11 protein-coding genes and 2 pseudogenes are annotated in these 12,541 nt (G+C 54.6%); all 13 read right to left on the bottom strand.

Annotated elements, in window-relative coordinates; translation table 11 throughout:
- Positions 1-48: 48 nt before the first annotated feature.
- Positions 49-1,068 carry a FecCD family ABC transporter permease gene (locus KVT34_RS04435; RefSeq protein ID WP_217557282.1) on the bottom strand — a complete coding sequence of 340 codons (1,020 nt, stop codon included), beginning with the start codon at positions 1,066-1,068 and terminating at the stop codon, positions 49-51.
- Between the two features lie 31 nt (positions 1,069-1,099).
- Positions 1,100-2,152, bottom strand: coding sequence for a FecCD family ABC transporter permease (locus KVT34_RS04430; RefSeq protein ID WP_217556875.1), 1,053 nt, complete (start codon positions 2,150-2,152; stop codon positions 1,100-1,102).
- A 179-nt stretch (positions 2,153-2,331) separates the two neighbouring features.
- Entirely contained in the window at positions 2,332-2,511 is a 180-nt protein-coding gene (locus tag KVT34_RS04425) for a hypothetical protein (RefSeq protein ID WP_217556873.1), read from the bottom strand.
- Positions 2,512-2,649: 138 nt separating this feature from the next.
- Entirely contained in the window at positions 2,650-3,711 is a 1,062-nt protein-coding gene (gene rlmN / locus KVT34_RS04420) for a dual-specificity RNA methyltransferase RlmN (RefSeq protein WP_217556871.1), read from the bottom strand.
- A gap of 164 nt (positions 3,712-3,875) precedes the next feature.
- Positions 3,876-4,589 carry an AAA family ATPase gene (locus KVT34_RS04415; RefSeq protein ID WP_483311427.1) on the bottom strand — a complete coding sequence of 238 codons (714 nt, stop codon included), beginning with the start codon at positions 4,587-4,589 and terminating at the stop codon, positions 3,876-3,878.
- 178 nt (positions 4,590-4,767) lie between these two features.
- A pseudogene (locus tag KVT34_RS04410) lies at positions 4,768-4,875 on the bottom strand (DinB family protein); the annotation flags it as partial.
- A gap of 170 nt (positions 4,876-5,045) precedes the next feature.
- The gene (locus KVT34_RS04405) at positions 5,046-6,137 is read right to left on the bottom strand and encodes a phage baseplate protein (protein ID WP_217556868.1); all 1,092 of its coding nucleotides are present in this window, start codon (positions 6,135-6,137) and stop codon (positions 5,046-5,048) included.
- Positions 6,134-6,910 (bottom strand): glycerophosphodiester phosphodiesterase family protein, encoded by a 777-nt coding sequence (locus KVT34_RS04400; protein WP_254634523.1) that lies wholly within the window; start codon positions 6,908-6,910, stop codon positions 6,134-6,136. The genes KVT34_RS04405 and KVT34_RS04400 overlap by 4 nt, the downstream gene beginning before the upstream one ends.
- 30 nt (positions 6,911-6,940) lie before the next feature.
- Positions 6,941-8,242: an ABC transporter substrate-binding protein gene (locus KVT34_RS04395; protein ID WP_217556867.1), complete on the bottom strand. Its 1,302-nt coding sequence runs from the start codon at positions 8,240-8,242 to the stop codon at positions 6,941-6,943.
- A gap of 45 nt (positions 8,243-8,287) precedes the next feature.
- On the bottom strand, positions 8,288-9,073 hold the full coding sequence (locus KVT34_RS04390; RefSeq protein WP_217557276.1) for a carbohydrate ABC transporter permease: 786 nt from the start codon (positions 9,071-9,073) through the stop codon (positions 8,288-8,290).
- Between the two features lie 97 nt (positions 9,074-9,170).
- Positions 9,171-10,050: pseudogene (locus tag KVT34_RS04385) on the bottom strand (carbohydrate ABC transporter permease).
- Positions 10,043-11,095, bottom strand: coding sequence for an ABC transporter ATP-binding protein (locus KVT34_RS04380; RefSeq protein ID WP_217556866.1), 1,053 nt, complete (start codon positions 11,093-11,095; stop codon positions 10,043-10,045). Before KVT34_RS04380 ends, KVT34_RS04385 begins: the two are co-directional and overlap by 8 nt.
- Positions 11,096-11,440: 345 nt before the next feature.
- The gene (locus tag KVT34_RS04375; protein ID WP_309244061.1) at positions 11,441-12,535 is read right to left on the bottom strand and encodes an alcohol dehydrogenase catalytic domain-containing protein; all 1,095 of its coding nucleotides are present in this window, start codon (positions 12,533-12,535) and stop codon (positions 11,441-11,443) included.
- Between the last annotated feature and the right edge of the window lie 6 nt (positions 12,536-12,541).

Here is a 12,541-nt window from a genome sequence, read left to right as displayed (position 1 = left end):
CCTCTCTTTCTGTAAACCATCCTTGGCGGCAGAAGCCGGCAGGCTCCTCTACTCCGTCTTGGACCGCGCAAGCAGATACAAGAAATAAGGAGCGCCGATGACCGCGACCACAATTCCGGCAGGCATTTCGGAAGGCTGCAGCACCCAGCGGCCGAGCGTGTCGGCTGCGCATACAAGCAGCGCTCCGGCAAGGGCTGCGGCCGGGAGAAGGACTTTGTGGCCCGGTCCCACCAGTCTGCGGGCCAGATGCGGGGCGATGAGCCCGACGAAGCCGATTCCCCCGCTTACCGCAACGCAGGAGCCCGCAAGACCGACGGCGGAAGCGAGGAGCAGGAACCGCTCCCTCTCCACGGGAGCGCCAAGTCCCGAGGCCAGCTGATCGCCCAGGTTGAGCACATCGAGCACCCGCGCTTTGCAGAATACGTAGATCGACAGGATAATGATCCAGGGCAGGAGCGCGAGCACAAACTTCCAGGTCGTACCCCAAATGCTTCCCGCCATCCAAGTGGCTACGAACTGGTATTTCTCCGGAGATATCCGCAGCGTCAGCACGATCGTGGCGGCGCTGATTCCGGCCGCCACGGCGATACCCGACAACAGGAGCCGGGTTGGAGACAGCCCTTCGTTACGCTTGAACGCAAGCGTATAAATGAGCACCGCCGTCGCGCCCGCGCCCGCCAGAGCGAGTACGGGAAGCAGGAAGACCGGGGCTGCGGCCGCAGCGGGATAGAAGCAGATAAACAGCAGAACCGCCAGCCCCGCTCCGGCATTGATGCCCAGAATTCCGGGATCGGCCAGCGCATTTCGCGAGATGCCCTGCAAAATGGCCCCGGATATCGCCAGGCCCGCCCCCGCAAGCATCGAAAGCACAATGCGGGGAAGCCGGAAATCGAACAGGATCAAGGATTGCTTCCGCGATCCTTCTCCGATGAGCGTTTTAAAAAGCTCCATGGGCGAAAGCCGGATAAAGCCGATGTTCATGCTGATGACAAACGTAAGAACAAGAAGCAATCCGAAAATAACGAGAATCGCGATATTTTTTCTTTTCCGCTTTTTCTCATGGGCCATAATGGGCGAGTAATCCAGATTCAGGTTCACGTTACAGCTCCCTCCTTTCTTTGCGCGTCAGGTAGAGGAAGAACGGAACCCCGATTAGTGCGATCAACGCCCCGATGGGTGTTTCGTAAGGGGGATGGATCATTCTGGCCGCCAGATCGGACACGACGACCAGCAGGCTGCCGAGCACCGCGGAGCACGGGATGATCCAGCGGTAATCCACGCCGACCAGATAGCGCGTCAGATGCGGAATGATCAGCCCGACGAAGCCTACCGCTCCGACAACGGAGACGGACGCTCCCGCGAGGATGAGAACAACAACCGTGCCGCCCAGTTTAACGAGTCCGGTCCGCTGCCCCAATCCTTTGGCGATTTCGTCCCCCAGGCTGAGCATTGTAATCGAACGGGAGAGCACGATGGCGCCCAGCAGCGCGGCCAAAAACCACGGCAGCATGACCTTGAGCTGAACCCACGTAGTTCCGCTTACGCCTCCCGCATACCAGAAAGCGATGTCCTGGCCGATATGAAAATATAAGGCAATCCCTTCGCTCAGCGCGGAAAGAAGCGCACTCAAAGCCGCTCCCGCGAGAACCAGCCGCAACGGCGTCAAGCCGCCTTTGGCCATGGAGCCGATCCCGTAAATCAACGCGGCCCCGCCGGCCGCACCGAGAAACGACATCAGGATAATCTTGGAATAAGCCATGCCCGGAAAAAAAGCGAAGCAGAGCGCCAGCATAAAGCCCGCGCCCGCGTTCAGGCCGAGAAGGCCCGAGTCCGCGAGGGGGTTCCTCGTCATGCCCTGCATGATCGCTCCGGCTACCGCGAAGCTCGCCCCTACCATGGCGCCGCCCAGCACGCGCGGCATCCTCAGATCGGCGATAATCTGATGCTGTGTAGATTCCGGGTTGAAATGAAAGACAGCTTCCCACACTGTCGAGAATAAAATGTCGGCTGCCCCGAACGAAACCGATACCCCTATCCCCAATACCAGGAGGAGAATCCCCGCTGTGAGAATAAGGGCTGCGGCCAGCGGACGGGTGCGAAGCGGAACGGATGAAGCTGCTTGCGTTTCCCTTGCTGCATTTTGCTGAATCATACCTGCCACCCTGTACGTTAGTATTTGGCGATGCATTTATCAGTGATATTGATTCTCATTATCACAAAATTCAGTTTAAGCGACATCCTTTTTCTGGGCAATGGACAAAAGCGAGAATTTTTTTGTACAAAAAAGAAGAGTTTTGCGGCCCGCGGACCCCGTTATCCAAAACCAAGCCGTTAAGTGGCTGGACGGTTGTCCTTCTCCCAACGAAAATAAGCCGCCCCTCCGGACAGCTTTGACGCAATTGCTTCTATAATATAAACCGATCTGCCGTACACGTGAAGCTGCCGGTCCATCGACTCCAGCGAAGAAAAATTCATTTCCGCATAAGGCAGACAATCCCCTCCCTGCAGCAATCCCGCTTCGCCCGTTGCAACTGCGCTGCCCCCGTATCCGATCGTACACCGGAAACTGCACGCGGTCCGCCAAAAAAAGCGTATCCCGGCAGGGATACGCTTTATGTTTCCGATTCATTTTATGTCCGGCTTCTTCCTTTAACCGGTCGCTTTGATCTGCTTGCTTCTCAACTGCCCGCAGGCGGCATCAATATCCGCTCCATGCTCCAGCCGCACGCTGCAGCTTACATTCCGCTTTTTCAGAATATCGTAAAAAGCGCGCACGGATTCCTTCTCGCTCCGCTGGTACTGACTGTGCTCATCGACCGGATTGTACGGAATGAGGTTAACGTTGACCAACGAACGGCGGTCTCCGATCAATTCGGCCAGTTCCTCCGCATGCTCCCGGGCATCGTTCACGTCTTTAAGCAGAATATATTCCAGGGTGAGTCTGCGGTTGGTTTTGCCCAAATAATAATCAATCGCTTCCATCAATTTCTCAATGGGAATCGCTTTGTTGATTTTCATGATTCGCGTACGCAGCTCATTGTTCGGCGCATGCAGCGAAACCGCCAGATTCACATGAAGATCCGAATCGGCAAACTCGACGATTTTGTCGGCAAGCCCGCTTGTAGAGACTGTGATGTGTCTGGCGCCTATCGCAAGTCCCTTGTGGTCTTTGATGACACGCAGGAAATCGGACAGATTTTCGAAATTGTCAAACGGCTCTCCGATCCCCATTACGACGACATGGCTTACGCGCTCTTCCTTGCCTGCCTTATCCAGATAGAACTGGACTTTCATGATTTGTTCCACGATTTCGCCGCCGGACAAGTCCCGGCTCTTCTTAAGCAGGCCGCTCGCGCAGAAGCTGCAGCCGATATTGCAGCCGACCTGGGTCGTGACGCAGACGGATAACCCGAACTTGTGCCTCATCAGCACCGTTTCGATTAGGTTTCCGTCGGAAAGCCGGAACAGAAACTTGACGGTCCCGTCGGAAGATTCCTGCTTCACGTGTTCCTCCAGCGTCTGGAGGACAAAGTGCTCTTCCAGCAGTCCCAGGCAATCTTTATTCACGTCCGTCATATCGGCGAAACTCGCCACGCGTTTCCGGTACAGCCAGTCCCAAATCTGGGAAGCCCGGAATTTCTTATGCCCGTAGGGCTGCAGCCAGGCGGTCAACTGATCAAATGTTAATCCATAGATGGATGGTTTGTTCATTCGTACTCCTCTTTTCAGCAAAACATATCAGCCGGTTTCATCCTCGCCAAAAGGCGATCACAGCTTTACATTCTATCATTGTGCCAAAATTCCAAACGTAACACAAGGGCTTTAGAACATCTGCCATTTTATAGGCTGCCCCCGTCCGCTCCGTCCACCTCACACTACTCGCCGAACAATTCCCGCAGCATATTTTCTTTATTATTCAGAAATCGCTTCATGATCACATAATGCTCCGTCTCCTCGAGCGTTGTTTCTTCGATCCCATTCGCAGACAGGTGATACATCACAGCATCGGGATAAGCCATCAGGATCGGAGAATGAGTCGAAACGATAAACTGGGAGTTCCGGCCCACCAGCTCGTGCATGCGCGCAAGCATGGCCATCTGTCTCAGCGGAGACAGCGCGGCTTCAGGTTCATCCAGAATGTAAAGGCCTTGACCGCCGAAACGGTGAACAAAAGCGGCAAAAAACGATTCCCCATGCGACTGTTCATGAAGTGAAACGCCCCCGTACGAGTCTTTGATGAGAGGCTGGGAGCATGGAGCCGCGTCAAGCTCGTCGATATTCGTAGCCAGATTATAATAACTCTCCGCCCGGAAAAAGAACCCGTCGCGAGCTTTCCTTACGCCCTTGGAGAGCCGGATGTACTCGTGGAGCTCGGAATGCGTGGGGGTTGTGGCAAAAGAAAAATTCAGCGTCCCGCCTTCCGGATTAAACCCCCATGCCGTCGCTATCGCTTCCATAAGCGTGGACTTGCCTGTGCCGTTCTCGCCGACGATATACGTTACCTTCGGGTGAAAAACAAGTCGGTCCAAGCCCCGGACCGCATGGAGATCGAAGGGATACCGCTTCCAGGAGGGGACTTTGTCCCTCATCAGCTCGATGTGACGGAGAAACCGGTCATCGCTTTCGATGTGCATGGGGCATCCTCCTCGCCTGCGCATTCAGCTATTCTGCGGATTCGCAGGTTGATTGATCGGAGATTTGGGCAAATCAACCGCCCTCTTCATTAAAAAAAGGACGCGTCAGTCGCATCCTCATTCCGTTCACGTACTATTCATTGTACCAGTATAACGCATATTCGGTCATAATGGAAGACTGGCCGATTTGGCGCAGCATAGCCGAGAGATTTCCCCTGTGGTAAGTTCCGTGTCGTTGTATTTCTCGGCCATAACCGAAGGGGACACCACATCATGATTCAGCAGCATGTAGATTATGGATCGAGACGTTCAAGCTTCATGAAATCCCTCCGCATCCTGGAAGCAAATAGTTTTTCCTGCATTTCTTCATTAATAGCACAAAGAAAAACGGACCTCCCGGTCCGCTTTCTTCTATTTATAAGGGACGTGCCCCTTGACCAGGGCCGCCTCCGGCAGAAGCCGGTCCAGGTAAAAGATGTTGGCGAGCCGTTTCGGCGTGAAGTCAGAAGCGAATCCGATGTTAAGCTCCGCTTTACCGGGCTTGCACGGATTTCCGAACGAGATCGCCAAGCCCTCCGGCTCCCGGAACGTCATGGAGCTTCCGGCGGAGACGAGCTGCTTGTCCTTGACCGCTCCCGTGTTCAAATCCACGGCCGTCAAGTATGTATTGCCCGCAGGCGGAGACGATCCCGGCGAGCCGTACGAATTGCCTTCCAGCAGATACAAGTAGTCACCGTAGGAAGCGAAGCCCTGGAAGGTGCCGACCATCGGCTGCGGCACATCGGCCAGCGGGGTATACTCGCCTCTCTTGACCGATTCGAGATCGTACACGCCGAACCGGAAGGAGCCGTTCAGCCGGTAGCGCATCGTCAGCAGTCCGTTCGCTTCGTCGATGTTGACGGTCGTCCGGTCCGCTCCTTCCACGAGCCGGAACTTCCGCAGCTCGGGGGAAGCCGGTGTCAGCACTTTGCCGTTTTCGAACGGAAAACGGGCGATTTGCGTGCCCCAGCCGCTGCTGCCTTCCGTGACGGCATCGGTTTCCGTCCACAAGTACGCTTTAGCGCCGACCGTTTCCACGCCGATCTGCACGCCATGCCCGAAGCCTTTCAGTACCATGTGGCCGAGCTCGCTGCCGGTGGAATCCAGGCGGGTCAGAACCAGATCACCCGCCGCATCGCGCGCGGAGCCGCTGACCGGCGCCGCTTCCCCCGGAAGCTGCTGGCCGCCGGCCATAAGCTGGATCGCGTAAATATGCCGGTTGACGTTATCGAAAGCAAATGACTGCATCACCGTGCCGTTGTGCAAGGGTTTGTCTTTGATCCGCTCAACGGCCGGAGCCGACAAATCAAACATCCGGGAGGTAAGAGACGCCGCATTCGCTCCGGGCATCGCCCAGGGGAGCAGGGTGAAAATCAGAGCGGCGACCGCAAATTTGGCCAAGCTTTTTGAGGTGGACCTTCCCCGGCGACGAACCATGCTGCCCGACAGATCGTACGATTTCATCCTGCACCTCCGGTTATAGTCTTCCTGATCTCCAAAGCAGGCAGCAAGTCGTTGACGGTCAGCAGCTCGGCCCCGCATCCGAGCGCGTAATACACCTGCCGGGCCGTGTCAGGGCAGTAGCACCAGGCTTTCAGCCCGGCGTCCTGTAACTCCCGCACCAGCTGCGGGGTCAGCAGCTTCATGCTGATTCCGACCGCCCACATTTTGGACATCGTTCCCTCCGGACCCTCCACGTAATTGGACATCTGCTCGCCGGGAAAGCCCTGCGTCCTGAGCCCGTACGTATCATAAAGATGAGTGACGATAGCCGCATCGAAGCTTGTAAAAAAGCAGCGTGGCAGATAACCGTACTCTCGGAGTATGGCGACAGCCGCATCGGCAGCCTCTATCCCGTCCGGACTCGGTTTAATTTCCACGTTCAGCAGGACATCGGGATAGTCGGCGAGCAGCACGCACAGTTCCTCCAGCGTCGGAATTTTAAGACCTTCGTATTCCTTGCCGAACCAGCCGCCCGCATCCAACCGTTTGAGTTCTTCAAGCGTAAGATCGCCGACTCGTCCGCTTCCGTTTGTGGTACGGTCCACCGTCTCGTCGTGAATAACGACGACAGTCCGGTCCTTGGAAAGCCGGAGGTCAAACTCCAGCATATCGACACCGGGACGCAGCGCTTCCTTGAACGCGAGGAGCGTATTTTCCGGATAAGCCGATTTCCAGCCCCTATGTGCGGCGATAAGCAGCCGGGAGGTTATTTCAGAAGCAGACGCCATGTTCATAAAGGTATAGACTCCCTTCGGTATAAAATTTTACTTTTTCAGAATGCGCTCCGTTTCTTTCTTGAACGTATCCAGCGTCGTCTGAATATCTTTGTTGTCGTACATAATGGCCTGCATCGCTTTGAAAAACTCCTGCATGACCTGTGTCCACGCGACGTGCTTGTTCGTATCGACCGCATATTGCAGCTGATCGTAAGCCACTTTTCGGTTAGGCTCTTTGGCCCAGAGGTCTTTCATTTCCGGCGATTCTGCCATTTTTTGGGTAAAAGGAAGATAACCGGAGTCCAAAATAAACTGCAGCCCCCCTTTCGGATCGGTCATGGTCCAGTTAATGAATTCCCAGGCGGCATCCTTGTTTTTGGAATCGGCCATCAAGGCGATGTTCGCTCCTCCCGTCGGTGTCGCGTAAGTCTGGTCCATCGGCATATACGCCGTCACATAATCGAACTTGGCACTGTCCTTCAAGCTTCCGATGACGCCGGTCGACTGGAACATCATGCCGATTTTGCCGCTCGTGAACATCTGATTGACGATGTTGCCGGAATCCTGTGCAGGCGGGTAGTACAAGCCTCCCGTGCTTTGCAGGTCTTTGAGGAACTTAAACGTCTTCAGCCCTTCTCCCCCGGCGAATCCGATGGACGTGGCCTCGTCGTTAAAAAATTTTCCCTTCGCCTGGGAAATCATCGCGATCGGGTACCACGTGTCGTAAGGCATGCTGTAGCCGTAGCGTTTGAACTCCCCGTTTTCCTTGACGACAAGCGCTTCTGCCGTTTTTCTCAGCTCTTCCCATGTTTTGGGGACGGAAAGTCCTTTTTCGTCCAGCATCGTTTTGTTGACATGAAGGATCGGCGTCGAACGGTTTAGCGGAAGCGACACCAGCTTGTTGTCGAATTTGGAGTGCCCCATCAGTCCTTGCGTGAAATCTTCTTCTTTAAGACCCGTTTTTTTCATAAAAGGCGCCATGTCTTCCAGCACTTCCGAATCCGCGAACATTTCGACATAAGCGCGTTCCAGCATGGTGACGTCCGGCCCCGTTTTAGCCGCGACCGCCTGCTGCAGCTTTGTAACCGTCTCGTCGTACGAGCCCTGAAACGTGCCGACGACTTCGATTTTATCCTGGGATTCGTTATAACGCTTGATCATCGCGCTGATATAATCCCCGTTTTTCCCGCCTAGGGAATGCCAGAACTGAACCGTTGTTTTACCGGACGCAGATGTCGGATTTTTTTCGCCCGCAACAGTACCCTGGGAGTTTTCGGTGCCCGAGCAGCCCGATAGCAAGCCTGTAAAGACGGCTGCCGATAAAACGAGCGCGGATAATTTCTTCCTCATATGGAATTCCTCCGTTTGAAAGATCGATTTTTATGAAATATTCCGCTATTTAATCCCGGAATAAACGAACGCTTTTACAATCTGCTTGGATGCAAAAAGATACACGATAAGAATCGGAACGACCAGAACCACATTCCCCGCCATAATGATATGCCAGTTGCTGATGCCTTCCGTTTCCCTCAACATGGCGATCCCCATCGTAAGCGGACGGACCGCCGCCGAATCGGTCATGACCAGCGGCCAGAAATAATCGTTCCAATGACTGACGAAGCTGAAAAGCGCTATCGTGGCAAGAGCCGGCATGGACATGGGAATCATGATTTTCCAGATAATCTTAAACTCGCTCGCGTTATCCAGACGGGCGGATTCGATGATCTCCTGCGGGATTTGCATAAAATACTGACGCAGAAGAAAGATACCGAACGCGTTGGACATGAACGGGATAATCTGCGGCCAGAGGGATTTGATCAGCCCCCAATCCGCGAGCATCAGATAAACCGGAATGAAGGTCACCTGCCCCGGAATCATAAACGCCAGCAGCACCAGGCCGAACATAAACTCTTTGCCCCGGAACTTGTATTTCGCGAACGCGTATGCGGCCGGAATCATGACGATCATCTGCACGACAATAATCGTGAAAGTAATGATCACGGAGTTTTTGGCATAGGTCAGAAACGGCCCCGCCTTCATCGCCTCCGCAAAATTGATCCACTGCGGCACGGACGGGAACCAGGTCGGCGGGAAAGCCAGCGTTTCCTGGAACGTCTGAAGCGAAGTGGAGATCATCCACAAAAACGGGACAATAAAGATCATCAGGATAACGGCTTTCATCACCCCCCCGAACGTCCGGGCGACTGTTAGCGGCTCCTTTTTCAAGGCATGCGCACCCCCTTTTGCTAATAAAACCAGCCGGCAAGAAATTCATTGTCTACTGGTAGTGGACTTTTTTCGAAAGCAGCTTGAAGTAGACGAACGTCAGGACGGCGATAATCGCCATAAGCACCACCCCGGTTGCCGATGCATATCCGATACTGTTCGTTCTGAATTCGTAGATGTAATACACGAGTGTAGTCGTGGCGCTGTTCGGCCCTCCCCCGGTCATAATTTTGACGGTATCGAACACTTTGAACGAGCCGATCGTCATAATGATCAGGATGAAAAAGAGCTGCGGCGAAATGAGCGGCAGGGTGATTTTCGTAAACACTTTGAATTTGCTGGCATTGTCGAGCGCCGCCGCTTCATAAATGGTAGGCGGTATGCTCTGCAGAGCGGCTACGATAATAAGCGTGTAATAGCCGATATTTTGCCAGACCGAGACGAGAATGACCGAGAACATCGCCGTGCGGGAGCTTTGCAGCCACGGTGAAGGCGGCAGTCCTGCCAGCTTCAGCACGTAGTTCAGCATCCCGTGGCTCGGTTCCATCAGCCACATCCATACAAGCAACCACGGAAACGATCGAGATAATATGAGGCGTAAAAATCCCCGCCTGCACGATCGCGTTGAAGCGTGTCTTTTTGTTCAGCCAGACGGCGATAAGCAGCGAGATCACCAGGGTAAAAATCACAACGCCCGCCGTATATACGACCGTATTGCCCAGCGCGCCGTAAAAGTCTTCGCGGGACAAAATCTGCTTGAAATTGTCCAGCCCGATAAACTTGCTTTTGTCCTTATTGAGCAGGTTGTACTTGTATAAACTGAGTTTCATCAGATAAAAAACCGGATAAATGACGAACAGGAATATACCGGCCATAGCCGGAAAAATCATGACATACGGACGCAAAATCTCCCACAGTTTCTTCCTATCCATTTCGCTGTCCCTGAAGCACGTTCATATAGGCGTTGAACCGGACATCATGCGGATCGATCCGGTTTTCATCCGCCCCGAAGAAAAAGATCCCGGAAGCTTCGACACCGACATAAACCTCCTGATCCGCGCTAAATAGGTCTTCCGTACATTTGATCATAAACGTGTCTGCCGCCGTTTTTACCTGATAGATCGTTTCGGAGCCGAGCATCTCCCTCGTGACGATCGTCCCGCGGACGACATAATCGGCTTGGGGACGGTGCGTCGACAATCGTCCGCTTTCCGGGCGGAAGCCGAATTTGGCGTTCTCTACGCCCAGTTCAGCGATGTTCATAGGCGGAACGCCGATAAACTGGGCCGCAAACAGGTTGCTCGGCTGCCGGTATACGACCTCCGGTGCGGCCTCCTGCTGAATGCGTCCGTGATTCATCAGCACGATTGTGTCTGCCATAGACATGGCCTCGACCTGGTCGTGCGTCACATATACGAATGTCGTGCCGAGCTTCTTGTGCATTTCGATAAGCTCGATGCGCATCTGCACACGGAGCTTCGCGTCCAGATTGGACAGCGGCTCATCCATCAGGAAGACGGAAGGCTTCTTGACCATGGCCCGAGCCAAGGCGACCCGCTGCCGTTGACCGCCGGACAGGGTGGAAGGTTTGCGGTCGAGATACGGCTTTAACCCGACCGTCTCGCAAATACTCTCCACAAGGCGCGTGCGTTCTTCCTTGCCGACCTTGTTGTTTTTCAAGCCGAATTCGATGTTTTCTCTGACCGACATGGTGGGATAAATCGCATAGTTTTGAAAAACCATGGCCACTCCCCTCTGTCCGGGCGCGACGCGCGTCACGTCTTTGCCGTTAATAAGTACCGAACCGGCCGTCTGGGAATCGAGTCCCGCGATCATTCTGAGAAGGGTCGTTTTTCCGCAGCCGGACGGCCCGACCAGAACCGTGAATTTTCCGTCCTCGATTTTCAGGTTCAAATCTTTGATGATGACGTTCTTGTCAAAGGCTTGCGTCACCTGCGAAAATTCAATGGATGCCACGAACAGTCCTCCCCGTCAATTTTCACTCTTGCTGCTTTCTAATCTAATCACTTTCATATTTGCGCAAAATTGTTCATTCGTGATCATTTTTGATTGTAAACGCGTTATGTTTGCTTAATGTCATTGCCGTATGAAGAATAAGTAAACTTGATCTAAAGAAAATCGAGTAGAACCACACAAGTCTGTCCATGCCAACGCATAATAAATTAAGCGCTTACATAATTGCTTTGCGCAAGCGGCACGGTCCTGTCCGGACACCGGAAAAACGCTCTCCGGCCGGCAAGCCTCCGTGCCGTTAACAACCGCCGGATTCTGTGGTACAATCCGGGTACGGCTTCCGCTGTGTCACCAGCGAAAGTCGAGGATTGTTTTTTTCCAGTCCCGGTGGGCCAAAGCAGATTCCATTGCGCCAGCGAAGTCGTCTGCCCGGCTCACCGCCACATATTCTTCCGGAAGCAGCCGCCTTAAATCAGCTTGGCATTCCGGCTTTTCCATCACTTTCAGCACTTCTTCGAAATCCTTCGCGGAACTGCGGCTGCTGCCGTACAGCGTGATCCCCTTTTCCAGCACATCCCTTGTATTGATCGGCACCCGCTCTTCGCTTACACCCATCGCAATGAGATGCCCTCCCGGATTCAGAAGGTCGATTCCCTGATTAAGCGCGCTTTCGCTGAACTTCCCGCCTGTACATTCCACCACCAGTTCCGCCTTGTCAACGGCTCCAAAATCGGTTTCCTGGACCATCCGCGTACGAGCAAACGCGAATTCGTCGAGCTTCTCCCTGACGGCTCCGTATACGGTCAGCCGGTCCCGGCCCACGCCGAACGCGTGATGCAGCATGGCGGCCGTAAGATAGCCGACGGGCCCGTCCCCGAACACCGCTACCTGCGCGCGGGGAAGCAGATGGCTCACAGGCCGCAGTGCCCTGTACGATACGCTGCAAAGCTCGGCGAGCACGGCAATCCCGTCCGGCACGGCGGGAGGAATCGGGATCGCGCATGCGCCCGGCAGGACTAGCCGGCTTTGGGCGATGCCGTCCGTCCCGCTTCCGAGAAACTTCCCGCGGCTGCAGTAGTTATCGGCGATTTCGCCCCGGCAGGCCGGACAGCATTGTTCGGGAGGAAGCTCGAGAAGCAGGTTCCCGGGCAAGTTCGGGACGATCACAACCCTCTGTCCGGGCTGCGCATCCGTGCGGCTTCCTTCCACGATCTTCCCGATGCCCTCGTGCAGCAGGGCCATGGGCAGCTTCCGGGCCAACACTTCCGGTTTCCGAGCGCCTCCGAAATAGCGGAGATCGGCGTGACAGATACTGGCGATCGTCGGCTCCACGACGGCAAAACCGTCGGGTACGGCTCTCCGCACCATCGTTTCCTTCACAATGTGCGGCTCCGTCAGACGGAAAGTCCGCGATTTTACGGTTTCTGCTGCGGCAATACTCACTAACGA

Source organism: Paenibacillus sp. GbtcB18 (genome assembly GCF_019091125.1).
In the GTDB taxonomy this organism is placed as follows: Bacteria; Bacillota; Bacilli; order Paenibacillales; family NBRC-103111; genus Paenibacillus_F; species Paenibacillus_F chitinolyticus.
This window is presented reverse-complemented; position numbering and strand designations above follow the sequence as displayed.